This window comes from Enterobacter sp. E20 (assembly GCF_000801755.2).
Classification (GTDB): Bacteria; Pseudomonadota; Gammaproteobacteria; order Enterobacterales; family Enterobacteriaceae; genus Enterobacter; species Enterobacter asburiae_B.
Genome location: NZ_CP012999.1, coordinates 4,045,980 through 4,065,591, shown reverse-complemented (window position 1 = coordinate 4,065,591; position 19,612 = coordinate 4,045,980). Strand labels below are relative to the sequence as shown.

Here is a 19,612-nt window from a genome sequence, read left to right as displayed (position 1 = left end):
AAAATGCGCGTAGTGTTTTCGATGCTGTTGCTGGTGGGGTTCGCGGTGGGTGCGGCGGAGCCGACGCAGACGTTTACTGACGATCTGAACCGAAAAGTGGTGGTGCCGGTTCATCCGAAACGGATTGTCTCTTTACACGATCTGGATATCACCATTCCGCTGATTGAGCTTGGCGTGCCGCCGGTGGCAAGCCATGGCCGCACGCGGCCGGACGGCAGCCACTTCCTGCGCTCCAGCGGCATGTTGACCGGCGTCGACTTCGATAATTCCGACATTAAGTTTATCGGCACGGCCGATATCGACATTGAAGCCATCGCCGCCGCAAAGCCTGACCTGATCGTTACCGAGCCGACCCGCAACACCCCGGTGGAACAGCTGGCGAAAATTGCCCCGACGGTGAGCATCGATCATCTCGACGGCGGCGCGCCGGAGATCTACCGCAAGCTGGCTCAGCTGACGGGAACGCAGGCGCGGCTCAAGGTTCTGGAGCGGCGCTATCAGGAGCAGATTAAGGCCCTGAAGGCGACAATTGATACCAGCAAGGTGACCGTGTCCGTGATTCAGGCGAATCAGGGAAAGATTAATGCCATGCACAGCTACCACTCGCTGGGCCGCGTGTTGCGCGACGCCGGGTTCACCTTCCCGCCGCTGATTGAGTCCATCCCGGACGGAGGGCGCATCGACGTCAGCGCCGAGCGCCTGCCGGAGCTGGATGCCGATTTCGTCTTCGCCACCTGGCGCGGGGATACGGGCGGTAAACCGCAGGACGAGCTGGCGGCGATGGATGCGGTCATGCCGGGCTGGTGTCAGTTCCTGAATGCCTGCAGAACCGGGCATTACGTGCTGATCTCGCGTGAAGAGGCCATCTCGAATTCGTACGCCTCGTTAGGGCTGATGGCCGCGCAGGTGCAGTCGCAGATTGCCGGGCGTCCGCTGCCGGAGGCGTCACGGTGATCCGCAAAGAGAAAGGGCGCGTGGATGTCTATGGTGACCGCTTTCGCGCGCGTGCGCATCAGCTGACGCCGCGTCTGTTGCAGGTTGCACGCTATATCCATGACAACCGCGAAGCGGTGATGGAACAGACCGCAATGGAGATCGCGACGCTGTTGAAAACCTCGGATGCCACGGTGGTCCGCGCCATTCAGGCGCTGGGTTTCGCCGGGCTGCGCGATCTCAAGCAGACGCTGGAGCAGTGGTTTGGTCCGGTGGTCACCTCCAGCGAAAAGATGTCCACCACGGTGAATACGCTCGCCAGCGACGTCAACGCGAGCATTGATTTCGTGCTGGAGGGGCATCAGCATACCTGCGAGGTGTTATCCGAGCCCCACAACCGCTACGCGATGGCCCAGGCGGTCTCTCTGCTGGCGCAGGCGAGGCAGGTTGCCATATTTGGCATTGGCGCCTCCGGCATTCTGGCCGAGTACACCGCCAGGCTGTTCAGTCGCATGGGGTTACCCGCCACGCCGCTTAACCGTACCGGGATAGGGCTTGCCGAGCAGCTGATTGCGCTTCAGCGCGGCGACGTGCTGGTGATGATGGCGCAGAAATCCGCGCACCGGGAGGGGCAAACCACGCTGCGTGAAGCAAAACGTCTGGGCATTCCAACTATATTGCTGACCAACGCCCTCGATTCGCGTTTCAGCAAGGAGGCCAGCGTGGTGATCCACGTTCCGCGCGGCGGCGAAAAAGGCAAAATCCCGCTCCACGGCACGGTGCTGCTGTGTCTGGAGATGATCATCTTATCCGTCGCCTCCACCGAGCCGCAGCGCACCATCAAGTCGATGAAGCGCATCAACGAGCTACACCGTGGGTTAAAGCCGGGGAAGAAAAGCACCTAAAAACAAAGCCCGGTAGCGCTGACGCTCACCGGGCCTGGATCTGTTCTCCCTCTCCTTTCGGGAGAGGGCGGGGGAGGGGAAACTTAAACCCCTTGCTCCAGAATGCGGATGTGGGTTTCCAGCACGTCACCCTTAACCGCGTCGCTCCACGCTTTCATGTGCGCGGTCTGCAGGTGCGCTTCAAGATGCGCGACGGTTTCCCACTGCTCAACCATGATGATCGAGTCTGGCGCGGTCGCCTGGAAGCTGGCGTCAGTGGCGGCATCCACCATCGGCGCGTAGCCGTGGCAGCCTTCTTCTTTCAGTACGGTCGGGATAATTTTCGCGAACTGATCCAGCACCGCCTGGCGGTGATGTTGACCTGGACGAGTACGGATTTCTGCGATTACGGTAAGCATGTTTACTACTCCTTTAATTCCAGGCTACCAGTTAAGCAAAAATTTCCGCGAGATGCTTGCGATATTCTGCGATATAGCTCGGGACGTCAGGCATTTTAATCACGTCGTTGACGATAAAGGTCGGCAGCGGATCCATGCCCAGGAACTGGTTAGCCTTGTGGAACGGCAGGTACGCGCCGTCGACGCCCACGCCTTCGAAGAACTGTTCTTTATCGGTGAAGGCTTCCAGCGGGGCGTTCCAGGTCAGCGAGAGCATATATTTTTTGCCCTGAATCAGGCCGCCCGAGCCGTATTTTTTGGAGGCGTCAGAGCGGGTGCGGCCATCGCTGGCATACAGCGAGCCGTGACCTTCGGTGAACACGTCGTCCATGTATTTTTTCACGGTCCACGGCGCGCCCATCCACCAGCCTGGCATCTGCCAGATCACCACGTCAGCCCACAGGAAGTTCTGCACTTCGGCCTTCACGTCATAACTGCTGTCTGCACGCACGACCTTAACATCATGCCCGGCGTCGCGCAGGAAACCGTCCGCGACCTCGGTCAGGGTGTCATTCAGCTGGCCTTTAGAGTGCGCAAATTCTTTTGCACCGTTGATAATCAGGATGTTGCTCATTATTTGTCCTCGATGATGAGAGTATGGCCAGTATTCTACGCGCGAGGACGGTGCGGTAAAATGAGCAAAATGTGCAAAGTCTTTTGCGTTAAACGCAATAATCCCTTACCAGCTGACCTTCACTTCAAAACCGCCTTCAGGGGCATTGCCCAGCGAAACGCGCATCCCGTGCAGGGCGGCGATGCGTTTTACAATGGATAACCCCAGCCCGCTGCCCGTGGCATCCTGACCCGGCGGGCGATAAAAGCGCTCGCCGATGCGCGCCAGCGCGTCCGATGAAATGCCTGGGCCGTTGTCGCGCACGGTAAAGCCACGCGCGTCCAGCGTTACGTCCACCACGCTGCCGCGCGGGCTGTAGCGAATCGCGTTATCCAGCAGGTTGCGCACCAGCAGGCTCAGGAGCAGCTGCTGGCCCGTGCGTGTCACCTCTGGTGCATGGATGTTCAGGCGAATATCAATGCCCGCCTGCTGCGCCGGATACCAGATATCCAGCACGGCCGACTGCAGCAAGTCGGCCAGGGGAATCGGTTCGACATCGTCAAGGTTATCCAGCGAGTCCAGACGCGACAGCGTGAGGAGCTGATCCACCAGCCGGGAAGCGCGGTCGATGCCCGCATGCAGCTGCGTCAGCGCCTTTTCCCGCGCCTGCGGATCGTCATGAGAGAGCTGGGCCACGTCAGTTTGCACCTTCAGGGCCGCCAGCGGGCTGCGCAGCTCGTGGGCGGCATCGGACGTAAAGCGGCGCTCGCGGGTCATCATCTCCTGGGTGCGCGCGAAGAGATGATTCAGCGAGTCGAGCAGGGGGCGTACTTCCGTAGGAAGGCCCTCGGTCGGCAGTTTATCGGTGGCATCCGGCGAGCGGGAGCGCAGGGTCTGCGCCAGCTTTTTCAGCGGCTTCAGCTCCCGACTCAGGAGGACGATCAGCAGCAGCAACATCACGGGCAGCGCCACCAGCCAGGGGGTCAGCTGCGAGCTGACCACGTCCAGCGCCATCTCCTGGCGGTACTCCCATTCCTGGCCGACCACTACGCGGTACTTCCCGTCGGGTGAGGTTAGCCATAAAAAACGCCACTCGTCGTTGTCGCCCTGCAGCTGCCCGTTATCGAACCCGTCGCGGCGATAGTGGTACGGAATATCGCGTCCGTTTTCACCGTCGTTGAGGAGCATTTTGCCGTCGACGGCGTAAATGGCGAAAGCCAGCGCGTCGTCGTCCAGACGACCGTGCTTCACTTTTTTCGGGATCTCGCGCATGCGTTCGGGGGCGCGGATCTCGTCCAGATCCATCGTCAGCAGCCGTTTAGCAAACAGCATCTGCTGGGTATCGAACAGCTTGTCGAGCTTGTGGGTCGTCTGCTGCCAGGCAACCAGGCTGGCGGCAAACCAGGCCGTCAGAGACAGAAGTAAAAAGAGAAGCGTCAGGCGCAGCTTCAGGCTCAGTTTCATGCGTCACCCAGGGTATAGCCGATGCCGTGCACGGTGCGGATAAACTCGCTCCCAAGCTTGCGGCGCAAATGATGGACGTGAACCTCGATGGCGTTGCTGGAGACGTCGTCGTCCCAGGTATAGAGTTTTTCCTCGATCAGCTTTCGCGGCAGCACCCGACCGGCGTTACGCATTAACAGCTCCAGCAGCGCGAACTCTTTCGGCTTGAGCGTCAGCGGCTCACCGTCCAGCGTGGCGATGAGACGGCTCGGATCGAGCGTGACCTTCCCGTGACGCAGCTCGCTACTCGCCTGGCCGTGGCTGCGGCGGACCAGCGCTTCGAGGCGGGCACCCACTTCGATCAGCGCGAACGGCTTACAGAGATAATCATCCGCGCCAAGACGTAGCCCTTCGACGCGCTGGTTAAGCGCATCCCGCGCCGTCAGAATCAGTACCGGCTCGCTGCGCCCGCTCTCGCGCCACGCGCGCAGGATGTCCAGACCGTCAATTTCCGGCAGCGTCAGATCCAGCACCACGGCATCATAGGGTGCAGAGGAGAGCGCGGCCTGGCCGGTTTTACCGTCGGTAAACCAGTCCACGCTAAAGCCCATTTTGCTCAACCCCGCCTTGATACCGTCGCCGATTAACCTGTCGTCTTCTACCAGTAAAATGCGCATGTTCCCTCCTTGATGTCGTCAGTAAACCCTCTGTAAGCGCCTGCTGTACAGCAATAATAAATAAATTTTTCCCTTAAGAAGTTGTTAAGGATTACCCTGTTAAATGGATTGCGAAACGACATTAAAGGGAGAGATGAAAATGAAAAAATTCGCTGCAATTGCTGCCATCATGATGATGACCACCGCGCCGGTCTTTGCTGCTCAGGGCGGTTTTACTGGCCCATCGGCCACACAGACCCAGACGCAAACTCAGCAGGGCGGTTTTGTCGATAACAACGCCAACCTCACCACCGCGGCAAAAGTGAAAGACCTGAAGGACGATGCCTGGGTGAAGCTGCGCGGGAACATCACCGAGCGCCTGTCCGATGACCGCTACACCTTCCGCGATGAGTCCGGCACGGTCGTAGTTGAGATTGACCACAAGCGCTGGAACGGCGTAACCGTCACTCCGCAGGATAAAGTTGAACTGCAGGGTAAAGTCGATAAAGACTGGAACGAGTTTGAAATCGACGTGAAGCAGGTTATTAAGCTGAACAAATAACCCGAAAAGGGCCGCCTGTGCGGCCCTTTTTCTTTGTGACTCAATTCATCAGATGAGGTAGTATCTGCGGCAATATTGCCTGAAACCCTTCGGTTTCTGAGTTGAGGAATCACACGTAATGAGCGATATGGCAGAGCGCCTCGCGCTACATGAATTCACGGAAAACGCCTACCTGAACTACTCCATGTACGTCATCATGGACAGGGCGTTGCCGTTTATCGGGGATGGCCTGAAGCCCGTTCAGCGCCGCATCGTGTATGCGATGTCCGAACTGGGGCTGAACGCCACCGCCAAGTTTAAGAAATCCGCCCGTACCGTCGGTGACGTACTGGGTAAATACCATCCGCACGGCGACAGCGCCTGTTATGAAGCGATGGTGCTGATGGCGCAGCCGTTCTCTTACCGCTACCCGCTGGTGGACGGGCAGGGGAACTGGGGTGCGCCGGACGATCCGAAATCCTTCGCGGCGATGCGTTATACCGAATCCCGTCTCTCTAAATATGCCGAAGTGCTGCTGGGCGAGCTGGGGCAGGGAACCGTTGACTGGGTGCCGAACTTCGACGGTACGATGCAGGAGCCGAAGATGCTGCCCGCGCGTCTGCCGAACATCCTGCTGAACGGTACCACCGGTATCGCGGTCGGTATGGCGACGGACATTCCGCCGCACAACCTGCGTGAAGTGGCGAAAGCCGCCATTACCCTGATTGAGCAGCCGAAAGCGACGCTCGACGAGCTGCTGGATATCGTGCAGGGGCCAGATTTCCCGACCGAAGCCGAGATCATCACCTCGCGCGCGGAAATCCGCAAAATCTACCAGAACGGTCGCGGCTCCGTGCGCATGCGCGCGGTGTGGAATAAAGAGGACGGCGCCGTGGTGATCACCGCGCTGCCGCATCAGGTTTCCGGTGCCAAAGTGCTGGAGCAGATCGCCTCCCAGATGCGCAATAAAAAGCTGCCGATGGTGGACGACCTGCGCGACGAATCGGATCACGAGAACCCGACCCGTCTGGTGATCGTGCCGCGCTCCAACCGCGTGGACATGGAGCAGGTGATGAACCACCTGTTCGCCACCACCGATCTGGAAAAAAGCTACCGCATCAACCTGAACATGATTGGTCTCGACGGACGCCCGGCGGTGAAAAACCTGCTGGAGATCCTCACCGAATGGCTGACGTTCCGCCGCGATACGGTCCGCCGTCGTCTGAACCATCGTCTGGAGAAAGTGCTTAAGCGCCTGCATATCCTCGAAGGTTTGCTGGTGGCGTTCCTCAATATCGACGAAGTGATTGAGATCATCCGTACCGAGGACGAGCCGAAGCCGGCGCTGATGTCGCGCTTTGGCATCAGCGAAACCCAGGCCGAAGCGATCCTCGAACTGAAGCTGCGCCATCTTGCCAAACTGGAAGAGATGAAGATCCGCGGCGAGCAGAACGAGCTGGAAAAAGAGCGCGATCAGCTGCAGGCGATCCTCGCGTCCGAGCGCAAGATGAACACCCTGCTGAAGAAAGAGCTGCAGGCCGATGCCGATGCCTTCGGCGACGACCGTCGTTCTCCGCTGCACGAGCGCGAAGAAGCGAAGGCCATGAACGAGCACGACATGCAGCCGTCCGAGCCGGTGACCATTGTTCTGTCGCAGAGCGGCTGGGTGCGTAGCGCCAAAGGCCACGATATCGACGCGCCGGGGCTGAGCTACAAAGCGGGCGACAGCTTCAAAGCGGCGGTGAAAGGCAAGAGCAACCAGCCGGTGGCGTTTATCGACTCCACCGGCCGCAGCTACGCCATCGACCCGATTACGCTGCCTTCCGCGCGCGGGCAGGGCGAGCCGCTCACCGGCAAGCTGACGCTGCCGCCGGGTGCGACGGTTGACCATATGCTGATGGAAGCCGATGACCAGAAGCTGCTGCTGGCGTCCGATGCGGGCTACGGCTTTATCTGTACCTTCAACGATCTGGTCTCCCGTAACCGTGCCGGTAAGGCGCTGATTAGCCTGCCGGACAACGCCCACGTGATGGCGCCGCTGGTGATCGAGAACGAAAGCGACATGCTGCTGGCGATCACCACCGCCGGACGTATGCTGATGTTCCCGGTCAGCGATCTGCCGGAGCTGTCGAAAGGCAAGGGCAACAAGATCATCAACATCCCGTCGGCGGAAGCCGCGAAAGGCGAAGATGGCCTGGCGCACCTCTTCCTCCTGCCGCCGCAGAGCACGCTGACCATTCACGTCGGCAAGCGTAAGATCAAGCTTCGTCCGGAAGAGCTGCAGAAAGTGGTGGGTGAGCGCGGTCGCCGCGGCTCGCTGATGCGCGGCCTGCAGCGCATCGACCGCGTGGAGATTGACTCTCCTGCACGCAGCGCTGCGGGTGACAGCGAAGAGTAATGTCGTGATATCCCCCTCTGCCCGGAGGGGGAGTTTCAATAAAATTTCCCGTAAAATCGTTGTTAATTCGTGCGTTGCGATTAACAATACGCGCTCGTAATAAAGTCCTTACCTGGCCACAGGTGAAGTATAATTGTCAGCTGTTGGGGCTTCAGAGGTCGCTATGCTATATATTGTTCGTCTTATTCTTACCGTTATCTACTGCATTCTGGTCTGTATTTTCGGCTGCATCTATTGCCTGTTCAGTCCGCGTAATCCTAAGCATGTTGCCACCTTCGGCCATATGTTCGGTCGCCTTGCGCCGCTGTTTGGTCTGAAGGTTGAAAAACGTCTGCCTGAAGGGGCGGAGAATTTCGGTAACGCCATCTATATCGCCAACCATCAGAACAATTACGATATGGTGACCGCCGCAAATATCGTTTTGCCACCGACCGTGACGGTGGGGAAAAAAAGCCTGCTGTGGATCCCGTTTTTTGGCCAGCTGTACTGGCTGACCGGTAACCTGCTGATCGACCGTAATAACCGTGCGAAAGCGCACAGCACCATTGCGGAAGTGGTCAATCATTTTAAAAAGCGCAGAATCTCAATCTGGATGTTCCCGGAAGGAACGCGCAGCCGCGGCCGCGGCCTGCTGCCGTTTAAAACCGGGGCGTTTCATGCCGCAATTGCGGCAGGTGTTCCAATTATTCCTGTGTGTGTTTCCAATACTTCGAATAAGATTAATCTTAACCGCCTGAATAACGGGCTGGTGATTGTCGAAATGCTGCCACCCGTCGATACCAGCAAATACGGTAAAGACCAGGTGCGCGAGCTGGCAGCGCACTGCCGTGAGCTGATGGCTCAGCATATTGCGCAGCTCGACAAAGAAGTCGCAGAGAGAGAAGCCGCCGGTAAGATTTAATCCGGCGTTGAAGGGAAAACGAATTCCCGCGTTGTTAGTCGTTTCAGATGGAGCTTATATGTCACTCAGTCGGCGTCAGTTTATTCAGGCTTCCGGGATCGCCCTTTGTGCGGGTGCGATGCCGCTGACAGCCAGCGCCGCCGGGCAGCAACAGCCGCTGCCCATTCCGCCATTAATTGAATCCCGTCGCGGTCAGCCGCTTTTCCTGACGCTGCAGCGTAGCCACTGGTCCTTTACCCAGGGGACGCGCGCGCCGGTCTGGGGCATTAACGGACGTTACCTTGGGCCGACCATACGCGTGTGGAATGGCGATGACGTAAAGCTCATCTACAGTAACCGTACCCCTGAAAATGTCGCCATGACCATCAGCGGCTTACAGGTGCCTGGCCCGTTGATTGGCGGCGCGGCGCGAATGATGTCACCCAGCGCCGACTGGGCGCCGGTTCTGCCGATTCGCCAGAGCGCGGCCACCCTGTGGTATCACGCCAACACGCCTAACCGCACGGCGCAGCAGGTTTATAATGGCCTGGCCGGAATGTGGCTGGTGGAAGATGAGGTCAGCAAATCCCTGCCGATCCCGAACCACTACGGCGTGGATGATTTCCCGGTTATCATCCAGGACAAGCGTCTGGATAATTTCGGTACGCCAGAATACAGCGAGCCGGGCAGCGGTGGCTTTGTCGGCGATACGCTGCTGGTCAACGGCGCGCAAAGCCCGTATGTGGAAGTTTCGCGCGGCTGGGTCCGCCTGCGTCTGCTCAACGCGTCTAACTCGCGCCGCTATCAGCTGCAAATGAGCGATGGCCGTCCGCTGCACGTGATCTCCGGCGACCAGGGCTTTTTACCGGCCCCGGTGTCCGTCAAACAGCTGGCGCTCTCGCCGGGCGAACGTCGCGAAGTTCTCATTGATATGACCAATGGGGATGAAGTGTCTGTCACCTGCGGTGAAGCGGCCAGCATTGTGGACCGCATTCGCGGGTTCTTTGAACCGTCGAGCATTCTTGTCTCGACCCTGGTGCTGACCCTGCGCCCAACCGGTCTACTGCCGCTGGTGACCGATAGCCTGCCAATGCGCCTGCTGCCGCAGGAGATCATGAGCGGCTCGCCGGTGCGTAGCCGTGATATCAGCCTGGGCGACGACCCGGGCATCAACGGCGCGCTGTGGGACGTCAACCGCATCGACATTACCGCGCAGCAGGGCACCTGGGAGCGCTGGACGGTCCGTTCAGATATGCCGCAGTCGTTCCATATTGAAGGGGTGGCATTCCTGATCCGCAACGTCAACGGTGCGATGCCGTTCCCGGAAGACCGCGGCTGGAAAGATACCGTCTGGGTAGACGGCCAGGTTGAACTGCTTGTCTATTACGGTCAGCCTTCGTGGCCGCACTTCCCGTTCCTGTTCCACAGCCAGACGCTGGAGATGATGGACAGGGGCTCCGTGGGGCAGATGCTGATCAACCCCGCACCTTAACCCCAACATTCCCGGTTCGCCGGGAATGTTTTATGCCCGCCAGAAAAAGCGCGAGAACAGAATCAGCACCGGGTAAATTTCCAGACGCCCCAGGATCATCGCCGCGCACATCAGCAGTTTTGCCCCCTCGGTTAACGTGCCAAACGTCGACGCCGTCTCGCCAAACCCCAGCCCCATGTTGTTGATGCAGGCGGCAACCGTTGCGAATGAGGTAAACAGGTCGTAGCCCATCAGGTTGAGCGACCAGACAAAAAAGCCCGTGATCATGACGTAGAGAAAAAAGAAGCTCCATACCGAGCGCAGGACGCGTTCATTCACCACGCTTTTGCCCACCTTAATGCTCAGCAGCGCTCTCGGATGCGCCAGCTGGTTCATCTCCTGAATACTCTGCTTGAACATAATGAGAAAACGCAGGGCTTTGATCCCGCCGCAGGTCGAGCCTACGCAGCCGCCAAAAAAGCTAGCGCTCAACAGCAGGAAAATGGTGTGTGCGGGCCATTGGGCATAGTCGGCGGTCGAAAGGCCGTTATCGGTCATCATCGAACTGGCAAGGAAGAAGGCGTGCACCAGGCTATCCGTAGCGTTGTACATCCCGGCATGCCAGACCTGCCAGGCGGTGATGACAATAATCACCGCGGCGGCGCTCAGAAAGAATTTAACCTCCGGGCTGCGGCGAATCGGTTTCAGGGTGCGTCTGACAATGGCGACGTACCAGAGGGTGAAGTTGAACGCGGAGAGCAGTGAAAACGCCCCGGCGACCAGCTCAATCGCGTGGCTGTCATAAAACCCAATGCTCTCGCTGCGGGTGGAGAACCCGCCCAACGACACGGTCGACAGCCCGTGACAGAGGGCGTCAAAAAATGACATTCCCGCCAGCCAGTAGGCCAGGGTGCAGGCTACGCCCAGCGCGAAGTAGGTTACCCACAGCGTGCGCGCGGTATCGGCAAGGCGGGGAGTCAAACGCTCCTCTTTGAACGGCCCCGGCATCTCTGACTGATAGAGCTTCATGCCGCCGATGCCCAGCAGCGGCAGGACCGCGACGGCCAGCACGATGACGCCTAACCCGCCGATAAAATTCAGCTGAGCGCGGTAATAAAGGTACGACTTGGGCAGGGCGCTGACGTCCCCGATCACCGTTGCCCCGGTGGTGGTGATCCCGGAAACCCCTTCAAAGAGCGCGTCGGCAAAGGAGAGCTGTAGCCCGTCATCCATCCAGAGCGGCATGGCGCTAATGAATGAAAACAGCAGCCAGAACAGCACGATAATCACAAACCCGTCGCGGGTGCGAAGCTGTATGCCGGCGTGACGGGTTGCCCGCCAGGTTAACCCTCCGAGAGTAAAAAAGGTTAAAAAGGTGGTCAGGAAGGCAAAGTAGGTCCGCTCTTTATTCAGCAGGGCGATAACCATCGGCGGCAGCATGGAAAGGCTGTACAGCAGAACCAGAAAACCGCAGAGGTGAAGGACAACCCGCAGCTGGGATACATGTAACGAATCGTTGGGCTTCACGACAGAGCTCCGCGCAATAACACGTTCCGGGGCAACTCACCGGAAAATATAGTGAATATTATGATTCAAAATTATCAGGGCGCCGTATTTTAACGACTTCCACGAATATCTGCCTGCTTCCTGCATCCTTTTCTTCAAATCTGGCGGATGAACAGCGTATAATCCCGCTCCTTTTGTCTATTTTTTCTTCGGAAGCATTATGAGCGCAATTTCCCTGATCCAGCCGGATCGTGACCTCTTCTCCTGGCCCCAGTACTGGGCGGCCTGCTTTGGACCGGCGCCATTCCTGCCGATGTCCCGGGAAGAGATGGACCAACTGGGCTGGGACAGCTGCGACATCATTCTGGTCACGGGCGATGCCTACGTTGACCATCCGAGCTTCGGCATGGCCATCTGTGGCCGTATGCTTGAGGCGCAGGGCTTCCGCGTGGGGATCATCTCCCAGCCTGACTGGAACAGCAAAGACGACTTTATGCGTCTGGGTAAACCGAACCTGTTCTTCGGCGTGACCGCAGGCAACATGGACTCGATGATCAACCGCTATACCGCCGACCGCAAGCTGCGCCATGACGACGCCTACACGCCGGATAACGTGGCGGGTAAACGCCCCGACCGCGCAACCCTGGTCTATACCCAGCGCTGTAAAGAAGCCTGGAAAGACGTCCCGGTGATCCTGGGCGGCATCGAGGCGAGCCTGCGCCGCACCGCGCACTACGACTACTGGTCAGATACCGTTCGCCGCTCGGTGCTGGTGGATTCCAAAGCCGACATGCTGATTTACGGTAACGGCGAGCGTCCGCTGGTGGAAGTGGCGCACCGTCTATCGCAGGGTGAGCCGGTGAGCAGCATCCGCGACGTGCGCAATACCGCCATTATGGTGAAAGAGGCGCTGCCGGGCTGGAGCGGGGTGGATTCCCGCATCATTGATATGCCGGGCAAAATCGACCCGATCCCGCATCCGTACGGCGAAGATCTGCCGTGTGCCGATAACAAGCCGGTTGAGCCGAAAAAAGCGGAAGCGAAGGCTATCGTTGTGCAGCCGCCGCGTCCGAAACCGTGGGAAAAGACTTATGTGCTGCTGCCGTCCTACGAGAAGGTGAAAGCCGACAAGGTGCTCTACGCGCACGCGTCCCGTATTCTGCACCATGAAACCAACCCGGGCTGCGCCCGCGCGCTGATGCAGAAGCACGGCGAGCGCTTTATCTGGATCAACCCGCCGGCGATCCCGCTCTCCACCGAAGAGATGGACAGCGTCTTTGCGCTGCCGTACAAGCGCGTGCCGCACCCGGCGTACGGTAACGCCCGTATCCCGGCGTATGAGATGATCCGCTTCTCGATCAACATCATGCGCGGCTGCTTCGGCGGCTGTTCGTTTACTCTTGTTTTTATGTATTTAGAGTTAAACTCTACTTTTCTATTTTTAGAATTCAAGCTATTCATCGTAATTGAGAGATATCCTTTTAATGTTCAGCAAGCCTGTTAAAAGCACTTTATCTGAACCGCGTTTTGCCTAAATCCTGCTCAATATATACTCTCCCTGAGTTCTGAAATCCTCAAATTCCCCAATCTTAAAGCATTGATACATAGATGATGTCAGATAATGCGCAATCATCTCACCGCCAATATGGATCCGTTCCGGGTGTGAGTATGTCGCCTGTATAGCCCTTTGTTCATTCATCATTACAGGAATTGTCTGCAACAAATCCCCATCCAGGATTTGGCACTCAGGTTTTACTCCTGTTCCGTATTGTAATTGCTCTGATTCGAAATCATGGACTGAGCGATAGGCGAACGAAACGATATTTCCTGTTTCCTCGCAAATTGCGAACTGATAAACACTGGTTGTCACCGTTGAAGAAGAGGGAATTGCATGGTCATGCTTGTATTGTTTCCACAGCCTCCTTAGACAGGCCGATGTATGATAATTGAGATTTTGTATACCTGATACGACCATTCTGGTTGATGCTTCAAGCAACCAGGTGTTAGAAAATCCACCTGCCCCCGTACCTGCTATGATGGTTCTTAGCTGGGGGATGTAACCTGCTTTGGAAACAAAAGATAACGGCTCCCCATTATCGGTGACGGCAAGGGTATCTGTTACAATCAGTGCTTGTGCTTCGTCTGTATAAAATATCAGTGATGACATATTTTCCTCATCCAGAAAAGACATTACATGAATCACAGAACAGGTCACTACAACCACGTGAAAGGGAGTCAGACCATTTTCCAGAGGTAAATATATTCTTGTGTTTGGACGCGTTGCGGTTCTCTGTAAAAAATATATAGCACAAACAAAAGTCCCCGCAGGGATAAATATAGTTATATGCGCTTTTTCTGCTGGCTTTTACAATTGAAAGTGACAGGTAAACGAAATGTGTTACAGGTTTCTTTTGCTTTTCGTTGGGTTCTGTATATGCGAATTTACCCTGTGTGTTATTTTTGCAATGGACTCAGGCTGTATTCAATCAATTAAGGTTTACTTCTGGCATTAAGATGTATCCGTTGCCTGTTTTTTAAGGGCACGGTTTGTGCCGGGAAATGAAAATCACATCTTAAGTTCTTCACTCAAAGGATTTGTGATGTTTATCACGTATGGTCCGGGTAACGTGTTGAGGTCAATGTATTGCATCGTGATGGTGTCGTTACATCTTTTACTTTCCTCCTGATTTGCATATTCACTCCCGGCAACCTGGTTGTTTGTTTTTTCTTCTTCCGGATTTATAGTGTAGGCATGAGGTGGCGTTTCAGGGCGACAGACTGTGAGGATAATCACTAACATTCATGCGCGTTATGGGCGTGTCAGCAAACTGGATGCAACAGAGCCGAAACTGAAATTTGAACCCGGATTTCTGTATGCTGAAATACCTTATATTAGCGGCATCCAGAATCGAAAACTGAGCCGATATGTACACTTTTATCTTATGGATAAAGCTATCCTGCAGGCCAGGGATTTAAAGCCTTTAGCCCGGGCATTTTTACGCTGGATAAGGTGGCTGGAGGATAACGGACTTGACCCTTTCACCCCGGGAACGTTGAAATACCAAAGCCCTACATATGGCTTCAGGGAGTATCTTCTGGGGGCCGTAAGGCAGGGGCGCATCGCCTCATCCACCGCGGCGGTGTACATCAGCGTTATCCGACGGTTTTACGTATTTCTGGGCAAGTGTGGTGAGCTGGCTGCCAGCTCATTTTTTACGTTGGTCGAAAAAGTCGTTGACGGGCGACGCAAGGTGATAAGTTCGGATCTTGCCATCAGGATAACCAGCACAACAAAAAGGACAATCAACCCACTGAATGATGCAGAGGTTCATATCCTGGATGAGGCACTGAAATCTGAGTCCGGGTTGTTCAGTTTAATGATTGTGCTGATGAAAAATTGTGGGTTACGGCTGGATGAAATGCTGACCCTGCCGTCGTCACTCTTTACTGAAGAGTACCTTGCCAGTGTCCCTGTATCTGAGTTGACCATCAGGGGGCTTCATATTGGTCCGAGATGCGGAGTTCATACGAAGTTTGGGATGACGCGAGAACTCTTCATCACCAGACGATTGTACGAGCAGGTTCTGGATTATCTGGCGGATGAGGAGTATGAAAAGAAGATCCAAAAATGGCGTGCACGACAGGGTGGGGAAGGGCGGCACGAGCCTTTATTTTTAATGGCAAACGGGAAACGGATGTCTGAAAAAGCCTTTTACTCCCGCTGGTACAGTTTTCGCCATCGCCTGGCCCGGTCTGCTCCGGGAAATGTGTTCAGACATAAACCCCATGATTTGCGGGCAACGTTTGCGACCCATTTTTTACGCTCGGCACTGAGTTGCTATCCCGATCAGGCCGCAAATGCGCTGGGTACAGTAAAATACTGGATGGGCCATAAAAGCGAAAATACGACGATGAAATACATCGTCTTTCTTCAGCAAAACCAGATTTCTGATGCAGTCGCCGGGGTCATGGACGCATTGATTGACGGTGCTGCAGGTCGCGATGGAGCCATATATGAGCCGGAGTGAAACGCAGATAACGTGGATGGCCGAAAATGTGCTGTCATGGGAGACGGTCAGCGGACACATCACTCAGCGGGATCTGAACCGATATTATTTACTTGACGTTTATCTTCAGGCTCATTTTTCAGATTATGTGTTGCTCCCCGGATGGTTTAGTGAACATTCGCATCTTGCCCGCCCTGAAAAACGCGATTTTATTGCCTCTCTGAAACGATTTCTTCTGTCTTACCGTCCCGCCGGAAGGTTAACCATTTTCCGTTATCTCAATATGTTTTTTATATGGCAGTCAGTCAATCAGTATGACTATGGCACGGCTGAAGGCGTTGAAATGTATATTAAACATCTCATGAACGATATTCGTCGGCGAAAAATTTCAGTCAGGATGGCAAGACACTACTTGTCCGTGGTCAACCGGTTTTTGCTTACGGGCGGGCAGATTCAGAGGCGGTATGAATATGAATTCTTACCGAAAGGAACGTATCAGCAGCAGGGAAGGGATAGCTATACCAGGAATGAACTTTCCGAGATCCTGAGGCAGTTGTCATCCATGAATGAGTTCCTTGCGGGATGTATCCGGGAGCATATCGCTAAATCGGAAAAAGGGGTGCGGCATTTCTCACCGTCTTTGCTGGCACCTGTTTATGAAGCGTATTTCCGGTATCCGGGAGAGAACGGGGTCAGCAGGGCAGAGATCATCATCAGGGACGTTCTGGAAAATTACTTTCTTACTTCTTTTTTTCTGTTCTGTTACCACACATGGGGAAACACCTCTCAGGTTCTGGGTCTGACGCGGGATGATATACATCTGGATGAAAAGGGTATCAGCACTGATTATGTTTATAAGGGGAGAGCGAATAAGTATATACGTCTGACGATAGGTAAATCGGAGTATGTGACCAAACGTGCGGGCTATTACTGGTTTCTGTCTTTTATCAGGCTCAGGGACGACATCGTTAACTATCTGGTTTCCGCAGATAACTTCCCTCCGGTACAGGCGCTGTTTCTGAGTGAGCCGCAGGTGAAATTCCGTAAGCTTTATTCTCTTAATCCCAGTCATCTGACTAAATTTTCTAACTCTGAGGGGGCGTGGGCCACGATGCGGCAGCTTAATCCCTCGCTTCCATCAATTACCGTTTCTGGCTTGCGCAAAACGTCTGAGCAGTATACGGACAGAACATTAAAGAATGGTCTGATTACGGCGGAAAAAGCACAGCATAACTGGGGCACTTACAGGCGGAATTATGCTGCAGGTAACCCACAGGGGGCGAAGGAAAACTTCAGTGCTGCACTTGATACGCTTATGAATCAGGGGATTGCGACACGTGCGTTATCCGAGCGGGTAAAAGTTGCTGATGAGCTGGGGATCGATCTGCGTGGAAGCGATGAGGGTGTGGATCTTTTATTGAATGGCCTGGGATGTCGATCGCAGGAGCCGCCTACAGATATTGAATTGCGCTTTATAAAAAAGCAAAAACGATTTGGCCGGACACCAAAGGCTTGTGCGGATTTTTCTCATTGTGTCGAATGTTCAAAAAGTTGCGTTGTGGAAACGCTGGAGTCTGTATGGCTCCTGCTGTCATTCAGGCATGCTATCGAGTATGGAAAACCGTTGTACATCGGTTCGGTCAATGCTGTGGAGCGTTATGAAACGTTACTCCTGAAGATTGATTTACGGCTTGGGCTGGTAGATGAGGCGACCCTGAAAAAAGCGCGCGTTAAACTTCAGCGAGAAGGTGTGGCTCCGGTATGGCAGATTTGAAGAAAAAAGAGGTAAGCCGTAGTCGAATGGCGGAGTTTCCTGCCGGAACGCCGCTTCGTTCAGGGGATGAGTTTCCGACTGAGGATATCATCTGTGAGGCACTAGAAAACAAAAGCTTTGAACGTCTGAATAACTGCCTGGTTATCGCCAGCTCAGATGAACATGATATGCGTTTTATCAATGAGGAGACGCTGAATATTTATTTCAGGGATGATGTCTGGACCAATCGCTATGTCAGAACCCATATTGGTGAAACGTTAAGAACCGTTAATTTTTCAGGCATACGGGATCCTGAACTGCGTCTTGAAGCCAAAATCATCTCAGCCAGCCTGCTCTGGATTGTCGGCAGGACCGCGAAGACGCAGTCCCTGATCCGGAAATGTGCAAACATTGTGGCGGGAGCCCGTATTATTGAGTCTATGGGGTATCGCAGTCTGTTTCAGCTTCGTTTTCCGCTTGTCCGGAATGCTTTCATTGTAAAGATGAAGGAGGAGGATGAGCACGGCAGGAAGCGTTCTGAAAGAACATTACGTAATTACTTTATGGACCTGGCGGATATCTCGCTGACAGGTCATACCCGTCTTCGAAAATACGGTTACTTTCCTGATATTAGCTTCGACAGTTACAACAGTGTGGATGATTCAAACCAGACATATTGTATGCCTTTCAGTCTTATGATGTCTGTCTGGGAAGGGCTGATTACTGAACTGGATGCTGAAATCAGTGATTTCGATTTTGACGGGTTTTCCCGGCTGTGCGCTATCATAAACGGTTTTTATGATTCGCCTTACTATACGTCGATGCTGGAAGCCCGTAAAAGAGGGACAGCAAAAAGCATACCGGATTACCGGGCCGCGTATTACTACAATATTGTTGCCGGGGAAATTCGGGCGCTTTTCGCGACACTTGGCCCCGGGATGCAGGGCTGGTTCTCGGTACATAAAAATAAGCGCTGGAGATCTGATTTTATTGGCGTTGATCACATAAAGCTGAACACCTGGCATTTTGAGCTGACGTTAAAAGTCATGAATGTGATACAGGCCATGTCGGGGATGAGACACAGCGAAGTGCTTGGCGTGATGCACGGTTCACTGATTTATGATGGTGATATCCTGGGACTTCGTTCGGTGTTGCATAAGTTCGCCCCGGAAGGTGGAAGTCACGAAGACTGGGTTGTTTGTCGCTATGTGGAAAAGCCTTTTCAGCATTTACGCAGAATTAATCAAATCATGACAGGCCTGGACGGGAAGACGCTGGACAATGTTCCATTGTCTTTAAATATCAGGTCGTGGTTCTCGGAGCAAAAACTCTCTTTTATGGGGACGCAGCGCCAGACTGAGTGGGCAAAGAAATTTGTGAAAAGACACCATCTGTTCATCCGACGTGACCATATTGATGAGTTCAGGCTTTTAAATCCAAACATACGTGATGATGAACGCGTTGCGATGGAGATTCGGGAGGGGGCTTTCTGGCCATTGCGAACCCATCAGTTTCGCCGTTCACTTGCTGTACACCTCAGGCGTCTTGATCTGATTTCTACTAATGATCTTATCCGGCAGTTTAAGCACTTAATCAGAGGCATGACGGAGTGGTATATGTCCGGTGCACTCAACGCTTCGCATTTTAGCCGGGCGATCCCTCAGGCATTCGCTGCCGAGATTGAGAGGGTTGATACCGAACTCTCAGCTTCCAGGGCTGTTTCTTATCAGCATGAAGGCCTGCTTTATGGCGAAGGCGGGAAGTTACTGATGTCCCAGAGAGGTGGGCACTTACATCAGATGACGTTTCCTACACTGAAAAAAGCGATGAGCATGGCTAAACGAGGCGGGCAAAAACTGGTATCTCTTGGAAACGGTTTTTATTGCATGAATGGCCATGACTGCGAGTTTAAGGCGGTTGTTCAGTCAGCGTCCTGCAATCCGGGATGTGAGAACATGCTGGCCGGAGCTGATTCTGTTCCCGTGTGGAAACGCAGGATGGCTCATTATGACAACCTTCTGGAGATTGCCGTGCGAAATAATGCTCCTCAGGCTGACAGGGATTTTCTGATGCTTGAGAGAGATTTTTATGCAGATGCTGTCCGTTTTTTTGAAAAGGATGAATAGAGC

At 54.7% G+C, this 19,612-nt stretch carries 15 protein-coding genes and 1 pseudogene; 10 read left to right on the top strand and 6 right to left on the bottom strand.

What is annotated here, in order from left to right; all coding sequences use genetic code 11:
* The first annotated feature begins 3 nt into the window (after positions 1 to 3).
* Both NI40_RS18885 and NI40_RS18880 read left to right on the top strand, forming a co-directional pair.
* Positions 4 to 954 (top strand): iron-siderophore ABC transporter substrate-binding protein, encoded by a 951-nt coding sequence (locus NI40_RS18885; RefSeq protein ID WP_039263000.1) that lies wholly within the window; start codon positions 4 to 6, stop codon positions 952 to 954.
* Positions 951 to 1,838 carry a MurR/RpiR family transcriptional regulator gene (locus tag NI40_RS18880; protein ID WP_033146656.1) on the top strand — a complete coding sequence of 296 codons (888 nt, stop codon included), beginning with the start codon at positions 951 to 953 and terminating at the stop codon, positions 1,836 to 1,838. The genes NI40_RS18885 and NI40_RS18880 overlap by 4 nt, the downstream gene beginning before the upstream one ends.
* Positions 1,839 to 1,921: 83 nt before the next feature.
* Here the strand turns inward: NI40_RS18880 and NI40_RS18875 are convergent, their stop codons facing one another.
* From NI40_RS18875 to qseB, 4 genes are all read right to left on the bottom strand, one after another.
* Positions 1,922 to 2,236 carry a putative quinol monooxygenase gene (locus NI40_RS18875; RefSeq protein ID WP_008502984.1) on the bottom strand — a complete coding sequence of 105 codons (315 nt, stop codon included), beginning with the start codon at positions 2,234 to 2,236 and terminating at the stop codon, positions 1,922 to 1,924.
* Positions 2,237 to 2,267: 31 nt separating this feature from the next.
* The gene (locus NI40_RS18870) at positions 2,268 to 2,849 is read right to left on the bottom strand and encodes an NAD(P)H-dependent oxidoreductase (RefSeq protein WP_039262999.1); all 582 of its coding nucleotides are present in this window, start codon (positions 2,847 to 2,849) and stop codon (positions 2,268 to 2,270) included.
* A gap of 105 nt (positions 2,850 to 2,954) precedes the next feature.
* Complete coding sequence (gene qseC, locus NI40_RS18865) at positions 2,955 to 4,292, bottom strand: quorum sensing histidine kinase QseC (protein ID WP_039262998.1); 1,338 nt, start codon at positions 4,290 to 4,292, stop codon at positions 2,955 to 2,957.
* Positions 4,289 to 4,948: a quorum sensing response regulator transcription factor QseB gene (gene qseB, locus NI40_RS18860; protein WP_039262997.1), complete on the bottom strand. Its 660-nt coding sequence runs from the start codon at positions 4,946 to 4,948 to the stop codon at positions 4,289 to 4,291. Before qseB ends, qseC begins: the two co-directional genes overlap by 4 nt.
* A 139-nt stretch (positions 4,949 to 5,087) precedes the next feature.
* Between qseB and NI40_RS18855 the strand changes: the two genes are divergently transcribed.
* The 4 genes from NI40_RS18855 (at position 5,088) to ftsP (ending at position 10,238) form a co-directional block, all read left to right on the top strand.
* The gene (locus NI40_RS18855) at positions 5,088 to 5,489 is read left to right on the top strand and encodes a YgiW/YdeI family stress tolerance OB fold protein (protein ID WP_023309189.1); all 402 of its coding nucleotides are present in this window, start codon (positions 5,088 to 5,090) and stop codon (positions 5,487 to 5,489) included.
* A gap of 118 nt (positions 5,490 to 5,607) precedes the next feature.
* Positions 5,608 to 7,866, top strand: coding sequence for a DNA topoisomerase IV subunit A (parC, locus tag NI40_RS18850; protein ID WP_032659942.1), 2,259 nt, complete (start codon positions 5,608 to 5,610; stop codon positions 7,864 to 7,866).
* A gap of 163 nt (positions 7,867 to 8,029) precedes the next feature.
* A complete protein-coding gene (gene plsC, locus NI40_RS18845; RefSeq protein WP_023333413.1) occupies positions 8,030 to 8,767 on the top strand; it encodes a 1-acylglycerol-3-phosphate O-acyltransferase in 738 nt (245 codons plus the stop codon).
* Between the two features lie 58 nt (positions 8,768 to 8,825).
* A complete protein-coding gene (ftsP, locus tag NI40_RS18840; protein ID WP_033146650.1) occupies positions 8,826 to 10,238 on the top strand; it encodes a cell division protein FtsP in 1,413 nt (470 codons plus the stop codon).
* Between the two features lie 30 nt (positions 10,239 to 10,268).
* On the opposite strand, the gene NI40_RS18835 is transcribed toward ftsP, so the two are convergent.
* Complete coding sequence (locus tag NI40_RS18835; protein ID WP_029740709.1) at positions 10,269 to 11,744, bottom strand: TrkH family potassium uptake protein; 1,476 nt, start codon at positions 11,742 to 11,744, stop codon at positions 10,269 to 10,271.
* Between the two features lie 199 nt (positions 11,745 to 11,943).
* Here NI40_RS18835 and NI40_RS18830 point away from each other — a divergent pair.
* Positions 11,944 to 13,119, top strand: a pseudogene (locus NI40_RS18830) (YgiQ family radical SAM protein); the annotation flags it as partial.
* A 135-nt stretch (positions 13,120 to 13,254) separates the two neighbouring features.
* Here the strand turns inward: NI40_RS18830 and NI40_RS18825 are convergent.
* The gene (locus NI40_RS18825) at positions 13,255 to 13,890 is read right to left on the bottom strand and encodes a hypothetical protein (RefSeq protein WP_023279901.1); all 636 of its coding nucleotides are present in this window, start codon (positions 13,888 to 13,890) and stop codon (positions 13,255 to 13,257) included.
* A 613-nt stretch (positions 13,891 to 14,503) separates the two neighbouring features.
* On the opposite strand from NI40_RS18825, the gene NI40_RS18820 reads away from it, so the two are divergent.
* The 3 genes from NI40_RS18820 to NI40_RS18810 are packed head-to-tail and all read left to right on the top strand — an operon-like array spanning position 14,504 to position 19,609.
* Positions 14,504 to 15,751: a tyrosine-type recombinase/integrase gene (locus tag NI40_RS18820; protein WP_007897923.1), complete on the top strand. Its 1,248-nt coding sequence runs from the start codon at positions 14,504 to 14,506 to the stop codon at positions 15,749 to 15,751.
* Entirely contained in the window at positions 15,738 to 17,504 is a 1,767-nt protein-coding gene (locus tag NI40_RS18815) for a hypothetical protein (RefSeq protein ID WP_007897920.1), read from the top strand. The genes NI40_RS18820 and NI40_RS18815 overlap by 14 nt, the downstream gene beginning before the upstream one ends.
* A complete protein-coding gene (locus NI40_RS18810; protein WP_017384059.1) occupies positions 17,492 to 19,609 on the top strand; it encodes a hypothetical protein in 2,118 nt (705 codons plus the stop codon). The genes NI40_RS18815 and NI40_RS18810 overlap by 13 nt, the downstream gene beginning before the upstream one ends.
* Positions 19,610 to 19,612: the final 3 nt, after the last annotated feature.